Below are 24693 nucleotides of genomic sequence, written 5' to 3' on the forward strand. Positions count from 1 at the left end.
AAGGCAGAGCTGCTTTTAATTCAAATTAATTATACCATTACAAATGATACCTGACAATGACGATAAATTATATCTATTTATTTTACTGAAAATTCTATCATATATTTTTTTCTTGGATTCTATGTTCCACCTAATATAAAATGCCACAATTCATTTCAAGGTACCCCAATAAGCAGCTATAAGAAGATTGGGGATACTTAAAATAAATGTGGCATTCACTATTTTTTCATTAATAAACTAGAAACTAAATAGCGTTATTTTAGGACTCTTGCTGAAAAAGCGCTGTAGATAAATAACGCTCTCCTGAATCAGGCAATAAGACAACAATATTTTTTCCTTTATTCTCAGGACGTGATGCAATTTGAACAGCGGCATAAACGGCTGCACCACTTGAAATCCCTACTAACAAGCCTTCGGTTTTTGCAAGTTCTCTGGAAGTTGCAAAAGCATCTTCATTATGGACACCAAAAATTTCATCAACAACACCAAGGTTAATTACAGCCGGAACAAATCCAGCACCAATGCCTTGAATTTTGTGTGGACCTGGTTTACCACCTGATAAAACAGGTGAATCAAAAGGTTCAACTGCAATAACCTTAACGCTTGGTTTCTTTTTCTTTAGCACTTCAGCTACACCAGTTACTGTACCACCAGTACCTACACCTGAAATGAAAATATCAACTTCTCCATCTGTATCTCTCCAGATTTCTTCGGCAGTAGTCTGTCTATGTATTTCCGGATTTGATGGATTTTTAAACTGTTGTAAAATAATGGAGTTGCTATTTTCAGCAGCCAATTGCTCAGCCTTACTTATAGCCCCTTTCATCCCTTCTGCTCCCGGAGTTAATACCAATTCAGCACCTAAAGCTTTTAACAGATTCCGTCTTTCAATACTCATTGTATCAGGCATACACAATACTAATTTATAGCCTCGCGCTGCAGCTACAAAGGCTAAAGCAATACCTGTGTTGCCACTGGTAGGTTCAATTATTATTGTATCTTTATTAATTAGTCCTTGTTTTTCTGCATCCGCAATCATAGCATAACCAATACGATCCTTTACACTGCTGAGCGGATTAAAATACTCTAATTTCGCAATTACCTTTGCAGCTAAACCTTTTTCACCATTATATTTAGTAAGTTCCAGCAGCGGCGTATTGCCAATAAGTTCAGTCAACTGTTTTGCAATTTTAGCCATGTTAAACGACCTCCATTTTTTATTTTTTTGATAGAAAAGAAAAAGGCTAAGGAAGTCCCACAAAAGAACAATTCCTTAGCCTTCAGTTTTCTGATCGGCTAACCAATATATTATGTCTATATTTAATCATAAATACTCTGATTTGTCAAGTTAATATTTAATTTTTAATAATAAAATTGCGTTGAATCACAAGCCCTGCCCTGTGAAAAGTTACCTATATCACTTGCTTTTATATACCATCACCATAGACACCTTCCACCTCTGGAAAACGTCGTTTTTCAGTTTTTTCAATTTGGACAGCTTTACCATCTTTTATCTTCACAACTAACTGACCATATTGTAAATGGGATAATTCTCCTAAGATTTTCTTGCGAAGAAGGTTGATTTCTTCTGTATTCTTTTTTTCCTGCCGAAAGTTCTTCTGGCTAGAAATAATAATTTTTTCTGTACGTTCAATTTGAATGATATGCCCATCCTGAACGATTAATACAATCTCACCAAAACTAATATTTTGTATACTCTGATCAATTACGGCCAATGCTTTTGCAGGAAATGAGATTTTTTCTTGCATGCTCTTACTCCTCCATTGCTAATGTTAAATCTGCCAAAAGATCCTTTGCATCTTCTACTCGGACATGCAAAAGTTGGTACAAATGCTCTTTCTTTCACCTTATTCATCTCTTAACGATTCTATGACTAGTACTTTTTCTATAACATAGTTTTAATCTGCTAATGCTTGTTCTAAGTCATTAATGATATCACTGGCGTCTTCAATACCAATGGATAAACGCAATAAACAATCAGATATTCCCAAACGTTCTCGAACCTCAATCGGCACATCAGCATGAGTTTGTACCGCTGGTAACGTAATCAGAGATTCTACCCCACCAAGGCTTTCGGCAAAACGAATCATTTGTACTTTACGCAGTACTTTCTTAACTCTTTCTGGATTATCAACCGCGAAAGACAGCATACCGCCATAACCAGATGCTTGACTATCATGTATATCTTTGCCTTGATGATCCGCTAATCCCGGGTAATATACTTTAACAACTTTTGAATGGCGAGTCAACCACTGCGCAATAATTTGCGAATTTTGATTATGCTTTTCCATCCGTAATGCCAAGGTTTTCATACTGCGAATCAATAGCCAACTATCATTAGGTCCCAAAATTGCCCCAGTTGAATTTTGGATATAACGTATCGAGGCACCTAATTCAGCATCCCGTGCAACGACTAGTCCGCAGACCAGGTCATTATGGCCCGCTAAATATTTACTACCACTATGAATGACCACATCAGCTCCCAACTCTAAAGGACGTTGGAAATATGGTGTTAAAAAGGTATTATCAACAATAACATGAATATCATTTCCTTTAGCTAATTTTACAATAGCACGAATATCGACAATCTTCATTAGCGGATTGGTCGGTGTTTCTACCAATATTGCTTTAGTAGCAGATGTGATACTCTGTGCTACTTCTTCTATATTACTTCCATCTACAAAACTTACTGTTAAACCAAAATTACTAAATATTTTATCAATGACCCGATATGTACCACCGTAGCAGTCTTCTACAACCACCAAGTGATCTCCTGTCTTATACAACATTAATATAGCAGTAACTGCAGCCATCCCTGAAGCAAACGCTAAACCAACTGCACCATTTTCCAATGCAGCAATACCTTCTTCCAATACTTTTCTTGTAGGGTTCTGGCTGCGAGTATAATCAAACCCAGTGCTTTCACCAAGAGCTGGATGGCGAAATGTTGCTGATTGATATACAGGAGTGCTTATAGCACCCGTTTTTTCATCTGTACAGACACCAATGTGTACAATTTTTGAATCTAGTCTCATAAATGCCTCCTAAATCTTTATTTTTAAAATTAAAAAACCTCTTTCCGAGGAAAGAGGTTTTTTCGAACAACCATCTTCCTCTTATCTGTCAGGATTCGCATCCTGCTGGAATTAGCACCACTGCATTTCTGCCGGTTGCTGGGTGTCATCGGGCCAGTCCCTCGACCACTCTCGATAAGAGTTTATTCATTTGTATGATTATATCATATGATATTCTAAATGGTCAATATTCCGTTAACATTTTTGAACTTTTTTTACGATTTCATTCATACTTTTGTTAATTAACTTAGCAAATAGGATCTTTTAAATGAATTGAACATAGATGAACGAAGAAAAAAGGTCTCTAGTTTTTTTCAACTAGGAACAGAACACGGAAATCTTTCTAGGAAGAATCGTAACACTAAGAGGCAATTTAGGTCCTAATTCTCCATCTAAGTCGCTTTCTACTTCTTCTGCACATTCTATATAAATCGTTTCTGCTTGCAGGCAAGTAACATATCTACTATTACAGTGAATACCTTTTAAAAAGCTAATAAATAAACTCATTAACTCAGGCAAGTTGCATTTTTTTACAATAAGTACATCCAGTTTACCATCATCAATTTTAGCATGAGGTACCAAATTAGGAAATCCGCCAACAGTACCACTATTCATGATCAAAAATAAAAAAATATCTTCTTCAAGAATCTGCTGTTCTGTAATAATTCGCATTTTTAATGCCTTAAAATTAGGCAATTCTCCAAGTCCCTTTAAATAATATGCAATTTTTCCCAGAGTGTTTTTTAACATGCTATCTGCATTATGAGCTACCGATGTCATTAATCCGGCACTGGCAACATTAAAAAAGTATTCATCATTGACTCGACCTACATCAATTCTTTTCCGCTGTCCTTTTGTAATTGTCTCTACACAAGTATCAATATTTTTATCTAACTGCAAATATGCTGCAAAATCATTAGATGTACCACTTGGAATAATACCTAGAGGAAGATCTACTTCGTGTCTGAGCATATTATTAATTACACTATGAATAGTGCCATCGCCGCCAGAAACAATAATGCCATCTACAACAATCTCTTTCACCAGCATGATAAAAGTATCACTCTCTTGTTCATTACTAACTCTAAGAGGAATTATAATACAATCTTTTTTTTGAAAAGCCTCAATTACATTATCCAACTTAAATTTAAAGCTGGCATCACCTGATATTGGATTATATACAAGGATAAATTTTCGCAATCTGATTCCTCCTCCTTGCCCAATCACTATGTATAATAGGATTCATATCTTATTATTGTAATGCATTCGTCAGTACAAAGTCTACCAAGAATTATCTGATAACTAAATTTTATAAATAATCTCCTCCAACAATCCGTAAACCTCTAAAACCTCTCCGTCCTAATCAATAGTAGATATTTCCTGTTTACATAACACTTATTGTCTAGTATCATTATTCTAGTTAGTAACATTACCAGCTGATTAATAACTTAGAGTATTAAATCTCTAAATACGGCTCTAACAAATCGAAATTGGACTAGGAGGTCTTTATATGAAGAAATATCGTATGCCTATCATACTTCTTATCCTTTTCACTTTTTCCTTCACACTGATTATGCCTGCAACAGTTGCTATGGCGGCTTCGCCTTTGAATACACTCACACAAACATCCTCTGCAAATCCAAAGAATAGTAGTTCTTCTTTTAATCTTCTTAACGTTCTAATTGGAATGTTATTAGGAAATTTATTAGGAAAAAACAATATATCTGAAAATCCTAACGTTAACATCAAGCCCGTACCACTTCAAGAAACGGATAGCAAATCCGCAACCAGTGCTTCTGCAAAAGGAGATGCAATTATTGCTACCGCAAAAACCTATATGGGCGTTCCATATGTTTTTGGAGGGGAATCCCCTACTTCAGGACTTGACTGTTCCAGTTTTACACAGCTTGTTATGAAGAAAAATGGAATTACTCTTCCTCGAACAGCAGCTGAACAATATAGTCAAGGTACCCCAATAGATAAGGAAAATTTAGAAATCGGTGATTTAGTATTTTTCACTACCTATAAGCCAGGAGCATCACACGTAGGCTTCTATATGGGAAATCAACAATTTATTCATGCAAGTTCAGCAGCAAAACAAGTAACGATCAGCTCTTTAGATGAGACTTACTACACTGAACATTATATCGGCTCACGCCGTTATATTAAGTAGGACAGACCCTCAAAGGCAATTCCGTACCACGCAAGCATGGTGCGGAATTGCCTTTTGCATGTGACAAAAATATAGTTAGAGTCGTATTGCCTGCAATGGCCGCTTATCTTTCCAAAGTTTACACTTTGTAACCTCTTTTTTTACCCGTATAATAGTCCATTCTTATTTTATACACAACAGTTAGATCTTTAGCTTTTTCAATATACGCGTCACCTTCGGACACAAAGTTAATACTATATTTCTGTACAAAAGTTCTCAAGACATTTCTCTTTTCCTCTTGTTCTTCTACTTTAGCGGCAGTTCCATATACAACCACGCTTTCGTAATCTGTAGAAAACTGCTCTGATACAACACTAGTTCTTCCCACCACAGTAAAACATACTTTAGCATTTAAAGTAATATTATCTAGCTTATGTCCATCAAGGGCACAATGAAAATAAATATTACCATTGCTAATTACATAATTGAGCGGTACCGCATAAGGCTGCCCATCTGAATCTGCAGTCGCTAAAATTCCATAGCTACCTTGAAATAGAAGATCATAAGCTTCTCCCTGCTCCATCTCTCGATCTTTTCTTCTCATACCCATTACATTTTTCTCCTCAAAATCTTTATCTATTTAACTTCCTGAAACTTATGCTAAAATGATAACTCTTCATTTATATCACTAACTAATAAATATACTCCGCCTTTATGGGGGATTAAAGGAGTTTCCTGTATATCAATATGCTTTACGATTCTAAAGCCATTGCGTTCATAAGCTCTTCTAGCAACAGTATTATCAGCCATAACCATTAGGCTCAATTGGCTACATCCATTCTCCCTCGCTCTTTGCTTTGTTAATGCAATTAGTTTACTGCCAATACCCGTTCCTCGAAACTCTTCATCTACATAAATTGAATCTAAGAACCAGCTATTTTCCACTTTTGAATTATAAAACTCTTTTAAAACTGCAAGTCGATCACTCGGAAAAAAGCTTCTAGTGCTTTCAGTAATTCCATGAAAATCCGATGAATAGGAATAGACAATCCCTATGATATTACCTTGATGCTCTGCAATAATAGCATTTTCATACGAATCAGTACCTTGTTTTTCTTCTATTGATTTTGCCATCACCTCGGTTCTTGAATATTGCCCTAATAGACCATGAAAGAGAAATTCCATAATTCCACCAGAAGCACGATCAATTCCCTCAGCAATTTTCATACTATCTTCCATCTTTCCTGCGCGGTACAAAATTTCCATATTCGCATATATCCCCAATCTAAAATAGTATCATACTTCTATATAACCTTAATAAAGAAGCCTATATCCAATATTTATTGGATATTATTATACACTATTTTGATACTACAAGAAAGAGGCATTTGACGGCTCACTACTGAGCCGTCAAATGCCTCTTTTAAGATCTTACAACTTACGATTGTGCAAGTCTTTTATAAGTTGCTAATCTTTCTTTAGCATCTTTTTCAGTTTTTGCAAATAAGGCATCAGCTAATTCTGGATATTGTTTCTTAAGAGATGCAAAACGTACTTCACCCATTAAGAATTCTTGGAAGTCAGCTGTTGGCTCCTTAGAGTCTAGAATGAATGGGTTCTTATTTTCTTCTTTCAGTACTGGGTTATATCGATACATTCCCCAATATCCGCATTCTACAGCATTTTTAATTTCAAGCTGGCTAAAGCCCATGCCTTTTCTCAGACCATGACTTATGCAAGGAGCATACGCTATGATAAGAGATGGGCCTGGATATGCTTCTGCTTCAGCAATTGCTTTTAATGTCTGATTTTTATCAGCACCCATAGCAATTTGTGCAACATATACATAACCATAACTCATGGCCATCATACCAAGATCTTTCTTCTTCGTGGTCTTACCGCTAGCAGCAAATTGAGCAATTGCTGCTGCCGGAGTAGATTTGGATGCCTGTCCGCCGGTATTAGAATAAATTTCAGTATCAAGTACTAAAACATTCACATCTTCACCAGATGCCAATACATGATCCAAACCGCCGTAGCCAATATCATAAGCCCAGCCATCTCCACCAAAGATCCATTGTGATCTTTTCACCAAGAAATCTTTATTCTTATCAATTTCATTCAATATAGCATTGTCGCCTTTTTCTGCAGCTACAAGGCTAGCCACAAGATCTGCTCTAGAACGACTTGCTTCACCACTATCTTTATGTTCCTGCCAATCTACTAAAGCAGCTTTTAACTCAGCACTAATATTCAGTTCTGTAGCTTCTTTAATTGTTGCAGCTAATTTTTCTCTTATTGCTTTTACACCTAAATGCATGCCAAGACCGAATTCAGCATTATCTTCGAATAGAGAATTCGCCCATGCCGGACCATGTCCTTCATGATTGGTTGTGTAAGGTATTGATGGAGCACTGCCACCCCAGATGGACGTACAACCTGTAGCATTCGCAACCATCATGCGATCACCAAACAATTGAGTAACTAGTTTGACATAAGGAGTTTCGCCACAACCTGCACAAGCGCCAGAGAACTCTAATAACGGCTGTTCAAATTGGCTGCCTTTTACAGTATTCTTTTTCATAGGATTTTCTTTTGGTGAAATATTAGCAAGGTGATCCCATAATTTCACTTCATGTAATTGTGTTTCCAACGGTTTCATAATCAATGCTTTTTCTTTTGCAGGACATACCTGCGCGCAGTTACCGCAACCAGTACAATCAAGAGGAGATATAGCAAGTCTGAACTGTAAATCTTTTATACCAACGGCTGCTTTTGCAGTAAAGCCTTCTGGTGCGTTCTTCATCTCTTCTTCATTCACTAAGACAGGTCTGATTACAGCATGCGGACATACAAATGCGCACTGATTACATTGGATACATTTATCCATTTGCCATTCAGGAACATTAATTGCAATACCACGTTTTTCAAAGGCAGATGTCCCTAGAGGGAATGTACCATCTTCCATGCTGCCGGTAAAAGCACTTACTGGTAATGAATCGCCTTCTTGTCTATTCATTGGTACAAGGATTTTTTCAATAAATTCAGGTACTTGTTTTTGATTTGCATTGCTGCAAGCACAAGCAAAATGAGCTTCATCTTTTGTGCTGTCACCAGCAGTTTTCCAGCTTTCTGGAATTGTGACTTTAACAATAGATTCTACGCCTTTGTCGATAGCAGCATTATTCATGTCAATTACTTTTTGACCTTTATTACCATAAGAGCCAACAACTGCATCTTTTAAGTATTTAACCGCATCTTCAACTGGAATAATATGAGCAATTTTAAAGAATGCAGACTGCATGATCATATTAATTCTGCCGCCTAATCCAATTTCTTGCGCAATTTTTACAGCGTTCAAAGTATAGAAGTTAATATTATTTTGTGCAATATAACGTTTCATAAAGCCTGGCAATTTAGTTTCTAATTCTTCTTGATTCCAAATACAATTTAACAAGAAGCTGCCATTTGGTTTAAGTCCAACTAATACATCATATTTATCTACATAAGATTGATTATGACAAGCTACAAAATCAGCTTTGTTAATTAAATATGGAGATTTAATTGGCTTTTTACCAAATCTAAGATGGGAAACTGTAATACCGCCAGATTTTTTAGAATCATATGCAAAATAAGCTTGTGCGTACATATCCGTTTTATCGCCGATAATTTTGATTGCACTCTTATTAGCACCAACTGTACCATCTGAACCAAGGCCCCAGAACTTACAAGCTTTTGTTCCTTCAGGAGTTGTATCAACGTCTGCAGCAGTTGGCAAAGATTTGAAGGTTACATCATCAACAATACCGATGGTAAATCCATCTTTAGGTGCATCAGCTTTCAAATTTTCATAAACAGCAACAATATGAGCAGGTACTACATCTTTTGAGCCAAGTCCATATCTTCCGCCTACAATTACAGGGTGAGTTCCACGATTGTAGAAGGCAGTCTTTACGTCAAGATATAAAGGCTCAGCCAAAGAACCAGGTTCTTTGGTTCTATCAAGAACAGCAATCTTTTTTACTGTTTCAGGGATATACTTAAAGAAATGTTCAATAGAAAATGGTCTGTATAAATGAACATTCAATAAACCAACTTTTTCACCATTTGCATTCAAATAGTCTACGGTTTCTTCAATCGCTTCACAAGCTGAACCCATAGCAATAATCATTCGATCTGCATCTGGTGCGCCATAGTAATTGAAGAGATGATAATCTCTGCCAGTAATTTTATTAATCTCAGCCATGTAATTTTCTACGATTTCTGGTAACGCATCATAATATTTATTAGAAACTTCTCTCTCCTGGAAATAAATATCAGGATTTTGCGCTGTACCGCGAAGCACTGGATGATCAGGATTCAATGCATTTCTTCTGAAAACATCTACAGCATCCGTGTCTAGTAATTTTGCGAGTTCATCATACTCAATGGTTTCAATTTTTTGTATTTCGTGAGATGTTCTAAATCCATCAAAGAAATTGATGAAAGGAACTTTACCTTTTATAGCTGCCAAATGAGCTACAGCACCCAAATCCATAACTTCTTGTACGCTGCTTTCAGCAAGCAAAGCACAGCCAGTTTGTCTAGCAGCCATAACGTCCTGATGATCGCCAAATATATTAAGCGCATTGGTAGCCAATGCTCTAGCACTAACATGGAAAACAGCCGGCAATAACTCTCCAGCTACTTTATACATGTTAGGAATCATTAGCAAGAGACCTTGAGATGCAGTATAAGTCGTAGTCAAAGCACCTGCTTGTAAAGAACCATGCACTGCACCAGCAGCACCAGCCTCTGACTGCATTTCCATAACTTTTACGGTTTGTCCAAAAATATTTTTCTTTCCCTGAGCCGACCATTCATCAACAGCTTCTGCCATAGGTGAAGATGGGGTAATTGGAAAAATCGCTGCCACATCTGTAAAGGCATAAGAAATATAAGCTGCAGCAGTGTTCCCGTCCATTGTCTTCATTTTTCTCATAAGTATCTCCTTCTTTCTCTTTATGTTACTAAATGCGACAAGTAATCTTGTATACAATATTCATATTTTTTATTCATGATTCCATACAAAAATTACTTCACCACAATTTTCTACTCAGTTATCATTCGACATTGAAATCAAAATTCCTATATAAATGCAAAAAAAAATATTTTTTTTTGCAAACTTTATTGACATTCGCTAAATTTTCTGATAAATTATAAGTTCTATTATTCACTTATTCTTTCTTTAAATTGTGAATTTGTAAATTATCTAAACCATAATCATCAAACTCTTGGTGGTATTCTTGATGAAAAGACATTTCTTTTTCAAATCGTTCACTAATAGACATTTGTAAAATGGCTTCTTCACCATATTTTTTGATGAAATCCCTCCTAGCAAGTCTTTCAATTAATTCTTCCCAAAATGTTGCATTTTCAAAATTTTCAATATGCTTAACAATCTGACTCTTTGTCATAATTTTTTTATTAAGAATATACGCTCCCGATTTTTCGTTTTTTTCCACCATTTTTTCCATGCCAAATTCATTTGCTAATGCTAATATCTTTTGCTCCAATTCTTCATATGGCTTTTTTTCCTCCATTTTTTCCTCTGAATGAGCATGTAATACCCAATCACTTAGGTATACCAAATCCAAAAGCAGCTGATATTCTTTTTTAGTGATATTAATCTTCATATTTTTCTCCTTTTTTTTAAAAAAATGCATGACTTTTAAATTTAGCTATATTTACCTATAAATCCTGCTGCTATAAACAAAATTCTTTATACGCTAAAATACTATATATCTTTAAAAAGTACAAAGATGCGAAAGCTATAAAGAAAACCTATAAATTTTAAAATAAAGGATGCAAAAAGTGCAGGCTGAAGGAGTAAAACTCCCCCTCTCAACCTGCATTTTCTGCACCCATTACTTTTGTGCTTAAGAATAACCAAGCACATTATACATTTTCCTTGAGGACCTACATATTACAATTTTATATATTGCCCTCGTTTCGCTCTTTCTGGAAGACCAGGTGAATCTTTACCTCGCTGCGTCACTTCTTCAAGGGGAATATGCAGTTCACGAGCAATAATATCCTTTACCCGCGCACGGCAGAATCCACTTTGGCATTTTCCCATGCCTGCTCTTGTACGTCTTTTAATCGCATCAATGGATCTAATGTTAATGCAACGATGCAGAGCATCAACAATCTCAGTTTCAGTTACCTGCTCACATCTACAGATGATATGTTCATCAGGATTTGTGGAGTTTATATCACCCTTAAAATTTTTATCTTTTACTTGAACAATCGGCTTACGATATGCTATAAAGTCACTCTTTCCTTTCAGCTCTAATCCAGCGTTTTTTAGAATTTCAATGACTTTTAACGCAATAGCCGGGGAAGCAGTAAGCCCTGGGGAGTCAATACCAATCAAGTTAATAAACCCTGCTATACGACTCTCTTCAATAATCCAATCTTTTTTACCGGAAATAGGTCGATTCCCTGCAAAGGATGTAATTGCTTGTCTCATGTCAAAATCAGGTACAGACATTCTAGCTGTTTGCACTATATTGGCCAGTACTTCTTCCGTTGTACCTACATCGTCTTTGTCACTGATCTCTTCTGCATTAGGGCCTACTAACAGGTTACCGTGATATGTCGTCGTTACTAAAATTCCTTTTCCCAGCTCAGTAGGTACTTGAAAGATTACAGAATTAGCTAAATAATTCTGTTCCTTATCTAATAAGACATATTGCCCTCTGCGAGGAATGATATGAAAATCATCAATACCGATTAAACTGGAAATTTTATCACAATATATCCCAGCAGCATTAATAACATATCGGGATTGTATTTCACCTTTATTCGTAGTTACGTTAAAATAATTATTTACTTTTTCAATACCAACGACAGCAGTGTTTAATTTTAAATCAACCCCGTTTGTTATCGCATTTTCTGCCAAGGCAATAACAAATTCGTACGGTGAAGTTACACCTGCATTCCCACAATAAAGGGCGGCTTTTACCTCCTTACTCACATAAGGTTCTAGCTCTCTTACCTTTTGCCCATCAATAATCGCAAGCCCGCCAACGCCATTTTTTATGCCATATTGGTATAGTTTTTCTAATGTTTTCACATCTTCGTTGCGGAAAGCCAATACTAAGGAACCTGTCTCTCGATAACCAAAATTTAATTCTTGATTTAACTTTTCATACATCCGGTTTCCTTTTACGCATAACTCTGCTTTTAGAGTACCCGGCTCATCAGAATATCCTCCATGGACAATCCCGCTATTTGCTTTTGAAGCACCGCAGCTCACGTCTTCTTCTTTTTCTACAAGACATATGCGTATCTGATATTTTGCTAATTCTCTCGCGATATTAGCCCCTATAACCCCAGCACCAATAATGCATATATCATACATGCTATATCCTCCTTAATTACTGAATTATATTCTACAACTTCACTAGGTTGCATAATAAAGCCTTTTACAATTGTCTGAATAGTTTAATAGTAACAAAAGAGATATGGATATGCAAGATGGATTTAAGCCGCATCTATCTCAAAGATGCAGACCATCTTCATAATACTTATTTCGTTCCAATAGAATAAAAAATATTTCTACTTGCTCATACCCAGCTCGCTTAATATTATCCGTTATACAAACTGCTACTTTATCTTGAATCTCCTGTCCTCTATCAAACCAATTGACCTGTACCATAGGACATCCTGAGACTATATTGCCATCTTTAATCACAGTAGAATCCACACATTCAATTCGAAAATAATCACGTGGGCAACCAATAATTTCTTCCAGTTCATTTACTAACTGTGTGCTGATATTTTGTACCTCTTTAACTTTCATACCTTTAATAAGAAATTGTGGCATTATCTTTTGCCCCTTTCATATTTATTATGTTTATTTTATTTACTAATCTGAACGGTTAACCCTGGTGCTACCTCCTCTGGTTCTTTCACAAATAAAGTTAATACAAAGCCAATAATCGGCAAGCAGGCTAATACTGTAAAAATTAAAGGCATTCCCCAAACATCAGCCACTTTCCCCAACGCAAGTACTCCCATTGCACCTAATCCTACACTCAAACCAATTGTTAATCCCGAAGCCATCCCCACATTATTAGGCATCATTCTTTGGGCTAAGATCAAGCTGCTAGTGAAGGTAGCAGATAATAATATACTAGCAAGAGACAGCACAACAAATGCTCCAATATCACCAGCAATAGGGAACAAATAGAGTAAAAGAGAAATAGGCAAAATCGAATAGATCATTACGCGTTTACTACCGTAACGATCACTCATCGCTCCGCCCATTAACGTGCCAAACGCGCTTGTTGCTAAATAAACGGTTAGTAAAGAACTTGCATAGATCTCACTGCCATGTAAGTATGATACATAATACAATGGCACAAAAGTGCTAATACCCGCTGCTACTGTTGATCTTGACAGTACCATCCCCAGTAGTGATAACAAAGGCCAATTGATAGACGACCTAAAGCTTTTCAGACTCCCAGGCTTTTTCCCTTCTGGCCTAATCAACTTTCGAGTCATTTGTATCAAAGGAATTCCCAGTAACGCATAAGGCAAAATATAAAGAAGCACCTTTATACTAAATCCACCGTACAAAAGTGTCGCTAATAGCAACGAGCCTACGGCAAATCCTGCATTGCCTCCTACAGCAAATAAACTGACTCCCTTGCCCTTCGCCTTTCCACTTAATTGACTGGCAGTCTTAGCTGCCTCTGGATGAAATGCTGCCATGCCAAGTCCTGCAATTGCCGTAAATACTAATGTAAGATAATAGTAGGGAGCCCACAAAGAGGCCAACATCGCTACTCCTGAAAGCAAACAGCCGGCAGGCATAAGCCAAGGACGGGGATTTCGATCACTAAAATATCCAAATAAAGGCTGACTAGCAGAGGATGTTAAATTCTGCATAAGGGCAATCGCACTTACTTGAGCATAAGTTAAAGAAAATTTTGCTTTTAAAAAAGGCAATGCCACTAGCAAAGCACCTGAGGATAAATCAGTAACACCATGAGCAATCGCAACAATCCACAAGGCTTTGGGAAATTTGGAAACAATGGAAAACAACATGATCACTCCTAAAAAAATTAATATATTTAACACAATTGGTCTACTCTATAGTAAAGACCTAATTCTGGTGAAATTTCTAATCCGTAGGAACTTACTTCCATTTGTAAAAGATGAAAGTTTAGAACGGCTTGATCATCAGATAGATCTCTTAATACATAAATTGGTGAATAAGAGGAGATAACACGAATGAACTGGGATGTTCTTTTACGAGATACTTGGCAAACAACTTTAATTTTTGTTACTTTATTGATTCTTACCCGCCTGCTCGACAAGACCCAAGTAGGACAGCTAACCCTTTATGAATATGTTAGCGGTATTACTATAGGATCGCTAGCTGCTACTATTGCTTCATCGGAACCTGACAAAGTATGGAGTGATTATTATGATTTACTACTTTTTGCGGCTCTTACTTACATAGTGTCAGTCTGTACCATGAAGAGTCGCTCATTCCGAACATTGCTTGAAGGTTCTCCCAGTATTATAATTGAAAATGGCCGTATCATCAAAGAAAATATGAAATCGTTGCGCTTTGATCTGGACGAGCTGAACGCCTTGCTGCGCGGCAAGGATATTGTCGATATAAGCGAAGTACAATATGCCATACTGGAAACTACAGGAGAAATGAGTATTATCAAAAAATCAGGTTTTCAACCGTTAACTAAAAGTGATATGAATATCCATCTCACGGACCCTACACTTCCCGTAGAGTTAATTATGGACGGCGAGATTATCGAAGAAAATTTAAAGAAACAAAATCTTACTCACACCTGGTTAGAAGAACAATTATCGACTCGAAATATTAAAAGTGCCTCTCATGTCATGTACGGAGTCATTGACTCAAAAGGACAATTTTTTATAAGCGCAAAAGGCAGCCATCAAGAGTAACTGATCCCTATTCAATTACTGCCATTTCAGCTGATAGATTAATAAAATCGCCATGCTGATAGCAGTGGCAGACTTAATAATTATACCAAGAACTTGCCCCTTTGCCATACTTTTAGCCACTTTTTTCGCTTGTGTCAGATCTTTGGTCTTACTATATTCAGCTAGTATAGTAACAATAAATGCACCAACCAGAGCTCCTAACAAAGAACCGATAATCGGCAATAAAGCCGTTCCCCATATTCCTCCTACAATCGTACCGATAAAAGGAGCAAGCATTGCCCTTTTGGATGCTTTTTCTTTTTTTGCACCAATCATTCCTGCCGCAAATTCAATAACTTCTCCAATAATAAAAATACCAAATACAACTACCAAAATAGCATAATCCACCCTATCAAATTGATCATAATAGCCATAAGCCAGACCTGTTAATAGAATCAAGACATTACCAGGCAGCCCTATTATTGTCATGACAACCCCTGTTAGAATTAATAGAACGGACAGTATACTAATGATCAGCCCTGCATATTCCACAGGCCACACCCTTTCATTCAATGTTCTAAATTTATAATATTCCCTGTTATCTTCTATTTTACCTTTTAACTAAATTATCGGACTTTTCCATATCACTTTTCCCTTCTTTATGCTACACTATAGGTAAGCTAAGAATCACTTTTATCTTAACAATAAATGGGGGTGTAGTGATGTTTAATAAAATTTTAGTTCCAGTTGATGGCTCTGAAGCCGCTTGGCGTGCCTTAGAATACGCCACTGCTTTAGGAGAAAAGTTTAATAGTACCATCACTATTGTTCATGTTGTTCAAGCTCATTATACATTACCAACAGTTGGTATCAATGGAGAAATCCCTTTTATTTCACTTAACATTCAAGAGGTAGAAGCAACCGGATATAAAATCATCGAATTAGCAAAAGAACGAATTGGCGGCTACCCTACTTTCGAAACCAGTTTAGAATTTGGTCATCCAGCTGAACGCATATTATCTTTAGCATCCAACAATGCATATGATTTGATTGTAATTGGCTCCAGAGGCTTAAGCGGCATTAGCGAGTTTTTTCTGGGGAGCATTAGTAATAATGTATCGCAATCTTCTACTGTGCCAGTCATGATCATCAAATAATATACTCTTCTTTATACTAAAAGCAGTTAGGATGATTTATTTATCCTAACTGCTTTTAGTATAAAATATAATTAATACGATTTTCTGATCCTTTTATCTTGTTCATTTCTATCCAAAGCCAATTGAATTAAACGATCAATCAGATCATTATATGCAATACCGCCAATTGCCCACAATTTAGGATACATACTTATTTTCGTAAATCCTGGAATCGTATTAATTTCATTGATCAAGACCTTATTTTCTTTTGTTAAGAAAAAATCAACACGAGCCATCCCTTCACAGCACAATACCCTAAAAGCTTTGATTGCTAATTCTTGAATCAATACAGCTACTTCTTTGGGAATATCTGCAGGAATTTGAATCGCGGCTCCTTGATCATCAATATATTTTGCAGCATAAGAATAAAATTCTTGTTGGGGAATAATAGCGCCTACTGCAGATGCAATTGGGTTTTCATTGCCCAATATGGCACATTCGATTTCTTGGCCTTCAATACACTCTTCTATTATAATCTTATGATCAAAAGCAAAGGCTTCATTTATTGCAGTAAAAAATTCTTTTTGCTGCTTCACTTTGCTAATTCCCACTGATGAACCAAGACTAGCGGGTTTTACGAAAACGGGCATTCCTAGCTGCTCCACCACAGCTTCAAAGCTTATTTCAGGCTGCTCCCACTGCTGATAGGTTAAACTCTTTGCCACAGGAATGCCAGCATCTCTAAGAAGACGTTTGGTAACATCTTTATCCATTCCAACTCCTGATCCTAAAGGACTTGGTCCTACAAAAGGTATATTGGCTAGAGTTAGCAATCCTTGCACAGTGCCATCCTCTCCATATGTCCCATGTAGAATGGGAAAGACTACATCAATACTTTTCGTAAATGTTTTTTCTGCAAAACAGATAAGTTGTTCTGATTCCTTGCCCATTTGAAAAGCAACAGCTACGCCATTGTGTTTTAATAAAATGTCTTTAGGACTATCCTTATTGATCAAGAAATCCTCTTGATCGCATAAGAACCATTGCCCCTTCTTATCAATTCCGATTAAAGTAAGTTCATATTTTTCCTTATCAATTGCATTTATAACATTTTGGGCGGACTGCAAAGAAACTTCATGTTCTGTTGATTTACCCCCAAACAGTAAAGCTACACTAATCTTTCTCATTTTTTCAGCTCCTAACTATTCTTTTTTATTAGTATAGTAATATTTTTTACTATAATGATTGCTAAAAATGCTCATAATATTGTAAAAAATGCTGTACAATAGTATCACAGTGCTATATACAGAAAGAAGGATGCCCTTTATGGATATGGAGAATAAGGAAATACATTATAAAAGAGGTTATTTGGATAAAGATTTTCAATTTTTTCATTTGAAAGATAATAAGAATATCCAGTTCGAATTTCATTATCATGATTTCAACAAAATTATTATTTTTATATCTGGCAAAGTAACCTACTTAATTGAAGGTAAAACATACAAATTAAAACCTTGGGATATTCTCTTAGTAAATAACAATGAAATTCATAAACCAATGATTGATCAAGAAGAGACTTATGAACGTATTGTCATTTGGGTAAATTCTGCCTTTTTATTGCAACATAGTGATAATGAATGCAATTTGCAAAAATGCTTTGAACTAGCTGCTGAAAAAAAATTAAATTTATTACGGTTAGCTCCTGATCTACTAATTGGGATAAAAGGGATACTATCTCAATTAGAAGATTCTTGTAAAAGTCACGATTTTGGAAGTAAGGTATTAAAGAATTCATTATTTCTGCAGTATATTGTTCATCTAAACAGACTCTATTTAGGTATTGATGTCGATACTGAGTATTTAGACATTGAATACGACGAAACCATAGGACGCATATTAGAATATATTAATACGAATCTGAAAGAAGATTTATCCATGGACAATCTAGCATCTATTTTTTTTCTAAGCAAATATTATTTAATGCGTAAATTTAAACAACAAACAGGTTACACTATTCATAATTATATTTTACAGAAAAGACTAATTGCAGCAAATGCTTTGATTAAAAGAGGCAAGTCTATTACCACAACATGTATTGAATGCGGCTTTGGTGATTATTCCAACTTTGTAAGATCCTTCAAAAAAGCCTTTGGCCTCTCACCAAAAAAGCACTACAAAATGTTCTTAGAACAAGAAAAATTGATCCGCCAACACCATCAACTTTATCAGCTGGATATAAACGATTTATAATGGATCTTTTAATTGCAGTGAATATAAGAAAGTACTTGTTGAGCAGTTCAACAAGTACTTTCTTATATTCTGATTACATTCCAAACGAAAGGCAGCGCATAGACATGGAAGCATTCTGAAATCCTTCATAGGAAAAAGCTAGCTTGTCGTCTCTTTCTTGTAATGCTGCAGCATATAAGAAAGGTAAATAATGGTCATTAGTAGGTACGGACAATATGGCTTCATTACCCAGCTTTTTATATTCGATCAACGGCTGATGATTGCCAGCTATTAAATGTTCTCTAACTATATTATCAAAAGATACAGCCCAGTCAAACGCTTTTGCATCCATCTCCCAATCAATCAAACGTAAATTGTGTACGATATTGCCACTACCAATGATAAGAATGCCATGCTCTCGTAAAGGGGCTAGTTTTTTTGCCAATTCATAATGCTCCTGAGGTGTCTTTTGCTGATCGAGACTCATTGCCATTACAGGTATATCCGCTTTAGGATACATATGCTTTAAAACAGACCATGCCGCATGATCCAACCCACGTTGTTCATCATATTGAATAGAGGCATTCTCAAATATAGATGCTACTTCGTCCAACTGTTCCGTAATCCCTGGACATGCATAACGAATATCGTACAATTCTTGAGGAAAACCATAAAAATCATAAATTGTTTCTGGTTGTTTATTGGTTGTAATATAGGTACCTTTTGTAAGCCAGTGAGCTGATACGACTAAAATGGCTTTTGGTCTAGAAAGAGACTGTCCTAACTGCGCTAAACTGGCTGTATACTCATTCTCAAGGACGATATTCATGGGTGAACCGTGACCTAAAAATAATACGGGAGCTTTTTTCATATTCAATCAACCTCCTATGATTAAAAATGTACTCTCAAAACAACCATACACAACATAAGCATTCAAAGGATTAGCTATAATCATGCGTTCAGCAAAGCAATGACGGTTAGTTATACTCAACCTTTGCCGTCTTACCAAGACCTCCCAGAAGCCACTAAAATAAAACGATTTCACCTTTTATATGGACATAAATTTTTCGATTGCATGGGCAACACCGTGTTTATCATTGCCATAGGTCACAAAACTGCATAATTTTTTAATATCCTCTTTTGCTGTTCCCATAGCTACACTAAATCCAACAATCTCCATCATAGAAACATCATTGTAATTATCCCCAATTGCCATCGCGTTATCCAAGGAAACGCCTAAACGATTTGCCACTCTTTTTAATGCATTCCCTTTAGAGGCATCCTTATTCCCCAGTTCAAAATTATTCGTCATGGATGACGTCATTAAAAACTGTTTCATTCTAGCAAAGTTGTCAATTGCAATTTTCCTTTTTTTATCATCAAAAGAAAAGCAAAAAACCTTATACAGTGCTTCCTCGGCATCCATAGCCTCCTCATAGTTTTTCACAGGAGTCATTCCGCTTTGACTAAAGATCTGCTCCACTATTTCTTCAAAATAAATGGAATCTACTTCAAAAGCTGTACCTCTTAGCTGCTCCGCTTCTTTATGCAATATTTCTTTCGCACGAGAAGAAATGTAAATTTTCTTATTGGTGGAAACTTCATAATAACAATCTCTTTCCTCTAACCAGTTTACCATATATCGCACATCATCCCGCTCCATTGTTAAGGATAATATTTCTTGACCACTTTTATCATGTATTGCTGCTCCATTATAGGATATCAAATAGGTATTCAATCCAAATTTCTTACAAATTGAAACTGCATCAAAATAGGTCCTGCCTGTTGCAACAATCACTTCAATCCCCTGCTCTTGCGCACGTCGGATCGCTTTTATATTTTCTTCACTTACTTCATGTTCCTCGTTTAGTAATGTTCCATCTAAATCTGTGGCAATTAATCTCATCGTACTGTCACCTTTCTATTATTGGGATGAACGCTGATTTTACTCTTTCTTTTTATTTCTCTTCGTCTTTTCGATTATCCTTTTTTACAAAACATTATAGTACATCATATACACTGCAGATAACCACATAAAAATTGCCGATACCTTATTAATATATCCAAATAGCTGGATGAAGCTCTTTCTCTTTCCCACAGTCCATCCAATAACAGCCAGAAAAAAAAACCAACACCAAGATACAAGAATACAAGCCATAGTAAATACTATTTTTTCATTTCCTGCATAATGAATCGCACTTGTTCCAATAACCCCAATGGTATCAAGCACAGCATGAGGATTAAGCAACGACACTGTAACAGCAAAGACAATCTGCTGTTTGACGCCTAGCTCCTTTCCTGTACCAGCATCATTTCCCGCCATTGCACTATTCCATGTCAACCAGCCCATGTATGCCAAAAAGCCAACCCCAATCATTAGCAAAAGAATCTTAATCCAGGCAAAACTTGCAATAAATAACGAAACACCCTGAACCGCCAATACAATTAATAACGTATCACATAAGGAAGCAGTAATGACCACAGGCAGTGCGCGTAAAAAAGTTAACTGGGTTGCTCCTTGTGTAAAGACAAATAAATTTTGAACTCCTAGAGGCAATATGAGCCCCATAGCTAGAATCATTCCATGAAGAAAAGCTTGCATTCATCTCGCTCCCTATACCCTTTTTCTTCAGTATAGAGAAATAATACTAAGATGTCTTCAACCAATTGGCTTGTTTTTACCCCAACCAATTGCTATAATCAAAAAAACAACCTCTAAGGAGAACATTATGTTAACGATTGACTGGGCGCCTAACCCTAAAGATTCTATGCCCTTATATCGACAAATCATAGAGTATATAAAAAATAAAATCACTCTTGGCGAATGGCCTGTCCATAGTAAATTGCCTCCTCAACGCAGACTTGCTCATATTCTACAAGTAAATCGCAGTACCCTGACCATCGCATTAGATGAATTAATTGCCGACGGACTCTTAGCAACGAGAGCAGGAAGCGGCACATGGGTAGCCAATAATACCTGGTCAATATTAGCATCTACTCCAACTGTGAATTGGAATTCTTACCTAGATAAGGGACTTTATCTTCCCAATCTGCAAATCATTCAAGAAATTAATCAGGCAGAGTTCAAACCAAATATGATCCGTTTGGGTACTGGCGAATTATCTCCAGAATTTTATCCAAAGGACATGATGAGATCTGTATTGCGAAATTTAACAGAACGTATTAGTTCATTAGGCTATGAAGAACCAAAAGGATTGTTTTTTCTCAGACAGCAAATCTGTCTTTATTTACGTTCTTTTGGAATCAATACCTCTACCTCATCTATTATGATTGTATCAGGAGCATTGCAAGCTCTGCAGCTCATATGTTCAAGCTTACTGCCAAAAGACTCTACTATTTTACTTGAAAAGCCCTCCTATCTTTTTTCCCTTAAATTGTTCCAATCCATGAATATGCAATTTTCTGGTATTCCTCTTGATAATCAAGGGATTGAGCTAGATCCCATTCTATTTCACAAACAACATAAAAATGCAAATTTATTATATACCATTCCTTGTTTTCACAACCCTACGGGTATCGTAATGACAAAGCAACGGCGTAAAGACCTTATTCAGTTATGCCAGCAAGAGCAGCTGCCCGTTATTGAGGACGATGTCTATAGAGAACTTTGGCTCGATTCTCCACCACCTCTGCCGCTAAAGGCCCTTGAAAGAGATGGGCTTGTACTCTACATTGGCAGTCTTTCAAAGTCCCTTAGCCCAGGATTACGAATTGGTTGGATTGTGGGACCTGAGCCAGTTATTGAGCGGTTAGCGGATATGAAAATGCAAAATGATTATGGATCTAGTTCCTTATCCCAATGGGCTGCTGCTGAATGGTTTGCCAGCGGAATGTACCAATACCATCTTGAAGAAGTCCGAAAGGAGCTGCGTATTCGCCGCGAGACAGCTTATAAGAGCTTGGAAACTCATTTTACCGATATAGCAACTTGGCAAATTCCAACAGGTGGCTTTTACATCTGGCTAACCTTAACCCATCCTCTTTCTATGCAAAAGCTTTTTAACCTTGCCTTAAATGAAGGTCTCTTAATTCATCCTGGAAATATATACGATTATTTGTCTAACCGTCATCTTCGTCTCTCCTATTCCTATGCCTCATTAGCTGAAATAAAAGAAGGATTGTATCGACTTTCTCTTATTATCAAAAATATAAAAATGTAGTTGCTAATCATTTATAGTAATTAAAGGTTTACCTCTTCTTTTCTTAAATAGGTAAACCTTTAATTACTATGCCATGGACAAATCTTTTGCTAATGCTGCTGCGACAAACTCAATGTGCTCCTGAAGTTCAACTTCCAGCATTTGTGCACCTTGTATAATGGTCTCACGATTAACTGCTCTAGCAAAAGCTTTATCCTTCATTTTCTTCATAACGGATTTTACTTGCAAATTTGCGATACTTTTATCAGGACGAACCAAAGCACACGCAATTATAAAACCGGTAAGTTCATCTACTCCAAGCAGCACCTTTTGCAATAAACTCCGTTCTGGTTCCCAGTCCCTAGCATGAGATTCTATATCAATGATAAATTCATCTGTGTAGCCATGAGGCTTTAGCATATTTCCTGCATTTCCTGGATGTTCTTCGGGATATTTTTCAAAATCAACGTCATGGAGCAATCCTACAGCTCCCCAATACTCTACGTCTTCACCATATTTAGCAGCATAAGCACGCATAGCAGCTTCCACTGCTAAACAATGATTTAATAAAGTTTTTTCTTGTACATGCTGCGTTAAAATACTCCATGCCTTTTCTCTGCTTGTATCCATTTCTCTTCCTCCAATACATTTTGTGGTAAGCTGCCCTTCATTAAGAAATAATGTTCATATTTCTTCTGCACAAGTCTAATTGTTTTTTTTCAAGATACATATCGAATCATATTGTCTTATATTACATGATAAGTATTTGATTATTATAACATAAATAAAAGGAATAGCGATTAGAAAAATTGACCTTGCTGTAATACCTACTCACATTTATTGTTTTTTATAAAGCTGCAAACATAAAAAGAAATATCTTGGCTCTTTGGAAGGATACTCTTTATAATATAAGTATACTTTACTGAAATTCTTAGCCATCTAAAAACATGGCTGGGATGGAATACCCCATCCCGTATCACTCAATCTTATTTAAAATCACATCACTGGAGGGAAATGAGTATGTTGAGTACTTTGATTGAACAAGGTTACGGAGAATCAGAAGATCTTAACTGTGCTGAGAAAATACTATATGGTGCTAATGAAGTGTATCAATTAGGTTTGACTCCTGAGGCCTTGCGACTGGCATCAGGATTTGGCGGAGGGATGGCCATTGGCAGTGTCTGTGGAACCCTGACAGCAGCTATAATGGTATTAGGCATCCTATTTGTTAAAGATAGGGCACACGAAAGTAACAAAATTAAAGTTTTAACACAAGAACTATTTGACACCTACCAAAAACAAATGGGTGATATTGACTGCAATCCTTTAAAAGATCGCTATCGCAGGGAAGATATCAAATGTAGATACGTAATTGCAAAAGCAGCGGCAGCCCTGGATGCGATTATTAAACGAGAAAAAAATCTTAAAGTATAAATGAAAAAGAGGAAGCAACAAGCTTCCTCTTTATTATTGCCGTTACGTTTACATCATAATGGGAAGAACAATATAGCGCTGCTCTGTTCCCAGTACAACATGAGTTGCACTCTTTTGTATTCTAGTAACTGACTATATATATAATTGTGGTTCACCGTTTATTAGCTGCTGTAATCGAACCACCCCATTCCAATCTCATTTTTTTTATTATTTATCCTCCTCGTATAATAAGTTTTGTAAGCAACAATCCGCCGTTGTTTACAAAACTTATTTTATTTTTTCAACACGTAAAGGAACCCCTTGATGCTAAAATATTTGTAAGAGAATTTAGCAAAGGTAACGTCTTATCCTCCTTGCGAAACCTTTTGGTTATTGCTTATAAAGCTTGACGCCTGCCTTATTCATCAAATACCGCTAACACAGATGTTGCGTCTCTGGGCGAAAGGTATCCAGCAAAATGACTTTCACAGATGAATGCTTATTATGCGAGGCTGCGGTCAGTGAATAAGATCAGGGTATTCCTTTTC

At 36.4% G+C, this 24693-nt stretch carries 23 protein-coding genes and 1 riboswitch; of the genes, 6 read left to right on the top strand and 17 right to left on the bottom strand.

Annotated features, from left to right (window positions below):
• Positions 1-259 precede the first annotated feature (259 nt).
• The 4 genes from cysK to BMZ99_RS11525 all read right to left on the bottom strand — a co-directional run bounded on the left by cysK (position 260) and on the right by BMZ99_RS11525 (position 4295).
• Positions 260-1198 (bottom strand): cysteine synthase A, encoded by a 939-nt coding sequence (gene cysK / locus BMZ99_RS11510; RefSeq protein ID WP_090936989.1) that lies wholly within the window; start codon positions 1196-1198, stop codon positions 260-262.
• A gap of 229 nt (positions 1199-1427) precedes the next feature.
• Positions 1428-1769 carry a YezD family protein gene (locus BMZ99_RS11515; RefSeq protein WP_090936992.1) on the bottom strand — a complete coding sequence of 114 codons (342 nt, stop codon included), beginning with the start codon at positions 1767-1769 and terminating at the stop codon, positions 1428-1430.
• Positions 1770-1919: 150 nt separating this feature from the next.
• The gene (locus BMZ99_RS11520) at positions 1920-3056 is read right to left on the bottom strand and encodes a trans-sulfuration enzyme family protein (protein WP_090936995.1); all 1137 of its coding nucleotides are present in this window, start codon (positions 3054-3056) and stop codon (positions 1920-1922) included.
• Positions 3057-3134: 78 nt separating this feature from the next.
• A riboswitch (SAM riboswitch) is annotated at positions 3135-3237 on the bottom strand.
• A 176-nt stretch (positions 3238-3413) separates the two neighbouring features.
• Entirely contained in the window at positions 3414-4295 is an 882-nt protein-coding gene (locus BMZ99_RS11525) for a diacylglycerol/lipid kinase family protein (protein WP_090936998.1), read from the bottom strand.
• Between the two features lie 310 nt (positions 4296-4605).
• Between BMZ99_RS11525 and BMZ99_RS11530 the strand changes: the two genes are divergently transcribed.
• Positions 4606-5268, top strand: coding sequence for a C40 family peptidase (locus BMZ99_RS11530; RefSeq protein WP_090937001.1), 663 nt, complete (start codon positions 4606-4608; stop codon positions 5266-5268).
• A 118-nt stretch (positions 5269-5386) separates the two neighbouring features.
• Here the strand turns inward: BMZ99_RS11530 and BMZ99_RS11535 are convergent, their stop codons facing one another.
• The 7 genes from BMZ99_RS11535 to BMZ99_RS11565 form a co-directional block, all read right to left on the bottom strand.
• Positions 5387-5857, bottom strand: coding sequence for a pyridoxamine 5'-phosphate oxidase family protein (locus BMZ99_RS11535; RefSeq protein WP_090937003.1), 471 nt, complete (start codon positions 5855-5857; stop codon positions 5387-5389).
• 50 nt (positions 5858-5907) lie between these two features.
• The gene (locus tag BMZ99_RS11540) at positions 5908-6513 is read right to left on the bottom strand and encodes a GNAT family N-acetyltransferase (RefSeq protein WP_090937006.1); all 606 of its coding nucleotides are present in this window, start codon (positions 6511-6513) and stop codon (positions 5908-5910) included.
• A gap of 172 nt (positions 6514-6685) precedes the next feature.
• A complete protein-coding gene (nifJ, locus tag BMZ99_RS11545; RefSeq protein ID WP_090937009.1) occupies positions 6686-10228 on the bottom strand; it encodes a pyruvate:ferredoxin (flavodoxin) oxidoreductase in 3543 nt (1180 codons plus the stop codon).
• Positions 10229-10463: 235 nt separating this feature from the next.
• Complete coding sequence (locus BMZ99_RS27015) at positions 10464-10922, bottom strand: hypothetical protein (RefSeq protein ID WP_090937011.1); 459 nt, start codon at positions 10920-10922, stop codon at positions 10464-10466.
• 290 nt (positions 10923-11212) lie between these two features.
• Complete coding sequence (locus BMZ99_RS11555; protein ID WP_090937013.1) at positions 11213-12652, bottom strand: NAD(P)/FAD-dependent oxidoreductase; 1440 nt, start codon at positions 12650-12652, stop codon at positions 11213-11215.
• Between the two features lie 138 nt (positions 12653-12790).
• Positions 12791-13117, bottom strand: coding sequence for a DUF1904 family protein (locus BMZ99_RS11560; RefSeq protein WP_090937015.1), 327 nt, complete (start codon positions 13115-13117; stop codon positions 12791-12793).
• Between the two features lie 35 nt (positions 13118-13152).
• Positions 13153-14340 carry an MFS transporter gene (locus BMZ99_RS11565; RefSeq protein WP_090937017.1) on the bottom strand — a complete coding sequence of 396 codons (1188 nt, stop codon included), beginning with the start codon at positions 14338-14340 and terminating at the stop codon, positions 13153-13155.
• A gap of 189 nt (positions 14341-14529) precedes the next feature.
• On the opposite strand from BMZ99_RS11565, the gene BMZ99_RS11575 reads away from it, so the two are divergent.
• The gene (locus BMZ99_RS11575; RefSeq protein ID WP_090937021.1) at positions 14530-15228 is read left to right on the top strand and encodes a DUF421 domain-containing protein; all 699 of its coding nucleotides are present in this window, start codon (positions 14530-14532) and stop codon (positions 15226-15228) included.
• 15 nt (positions 15229-15243) lie between these two features.
• On the opposite strand, the gene BMZ99_RS11580 is transcribed toward BMZ99_RS11575, so the two are convergent.
• On the bottom strand, positions 15244-15780 hold the full coding sequence (locus BMZ99_RS11580; protein ID WP_245754936.1) for a DUF456 domain-containing protein: 537 nt from the start codon (positions 15778-15780) through the stop codon (positions 15244-15246).
• A gap of 149 nt (positions 15781-15929) precedes the next feature.
• Here BMZ99_RS11580 and BMZ99_RS11585 point away from each other — a divergent pair, with 149 nt between their 5' ends.
• Positions 15930-16364 carry a universal stress protein gene (locus tag BMZ99_RS11585; RefSeq protein ID WP_090937025.1) on the top strand — a complete coding sequence of 145 codons (435 nt, stop codon included), beginning with the start codon at positions 15930-15932 and terminating at the stop codon, positions 16362-16364.
• A gap of 71 nt (positions 16365-16435) precedes the next feature.
• Here the strand turns inward: BMZ99_RS11585 and ddlA are convergent, their stop codons facing one another.
• Positions 16436-17530, bottom strand: coding sequence for a D-alanine--D-alanine ligase (gene ddlA / locus BMZ99_RS11590; protein WP_090937027.1), 1095 nt, complete (start codon positions 17528-17530; stop codon positions 16436-16438).
• A 139-nt stretch (positions 17531-17669) separates the two neighbouring features.
• Here ddlA and BMZ99_RS11595 point away from each other — a divergent pair, with 139 nt between their 5' ends.
• Positions 17670-18593 (top strand): AraC family transcriptional regulator, encoded by a 924-nt coding sequence (locus BMZ99_RS11595; protein ID WP_090937029.1) that lies wholly within the window; start codon positions 17670-17672, stop codon positions 18591-18593.
• 73 nt (positions 18594-18666) lie between these two features.
• Here the strand turns inward: BMZ99_RS11595 and ygiD are convergent, their stop codons facing one another.
• From ygiD to BMZ99_RS11610, 3 genes are all read right to left on the bottom strand, one after another.
• Positions 18667-19443 carry a 4,5-DOPA-extradiol-dioxygenase gene (gene ygiD, locus BMZ99_RS11600; protein ID WP_090937031.1) on the bottom strand — a complete coding sequence of 259 codons (777 nt, stop codon included), beginning with the start codon at positions 19441-19443 and terminating at the stop codon, positions 18667-18669.
• A gap of 177 nt (positions 19444-19620) precedes the next feature.
• On the bottom strand, positions 19621-20478 hold the full coding sequence (locus BMZ99_RS11605) for a Cof-type HAD-IIB family hydrolase (RefSeq protein ID WP_090937033.1): 858 nt from the start codon (positions 20476-20478) through the stop codon (positions 19621-19623).
• Positions 20479-20562: 84 nt separating this feature from the next.
• Positions 20563-21174 carry a LysE/ArgO family amino acid transporter gene (locus tag BMZ99_RS11610; protein ID WP_090937035.1) on the bottom strand — a complete coding sequence of 204 codons (612 nt, stop codon included), beginning with the start codon at positions 21172-21174 and terminating at the stop codon, positions 20563-20565.
• A 127-nt stretch (positions 21175-21301) separates the two neighbouring features.
• Here BMZ99_RS11610 and BMZ99_RS11615 point away from each other — a divergent pair, with 127 nt between their 5' ends.
• The gene (locus BMZ99_RS11615) at positions 21302-22753 is read left to right on the top strand and encodes an aminotransferase-like domain-containing protein (protein WP_090937037.1); all 1452 of its coding nucleotides are present in this window, start codon (positions 21302-21304) and stop codon (positions 22751-22753) included.
• A 66-nt stretch (positions 22754-22819) separates the two neighbouring features.
• Here the strand turns inward: BMZ99_RS11615 and BMZ99_RS11620 are convergent, their stop codons facing one another.
• A complete protein-coding gene (locus BMZ99_RS11620) occupies positions 22820-23362 on the bottom strand; it encodes an HDIG domain-containing metalloprotein (protein ID WP_090937038.1) in 543 nt (180 codons plus the stop codon).
• A 390-nt stretch (positions 23363-23752) separates the two neighbouring features.
• Between BMZ99_RS11620 and BMZ99_RS11625 the strand changes: the two genes are divergently transcribed.
• Entirely contained in the window at positions 23753-24166 is a 414-nt protein-coding gene (locus tag BMZ99_RS11625) for a C-GCAxxG-C-C family (seleno)protein (RefSeq protein ID WP_090937039.1), read from the top strand.
• Positions 24167-24693: the final 527 nt, after the last annotated feature.

Origin of the sequence: Pelosinus propionicus DSM 13327 (genome assembly GCF_900114615.1) — a bacterium.
In the GTDB taxonomy this organism is placed as follows: Bacteria; Bacillota; Negativicutes; order DSM-13327; family DSM-13327; genus Pelosinus; species Pelosinus propionicus.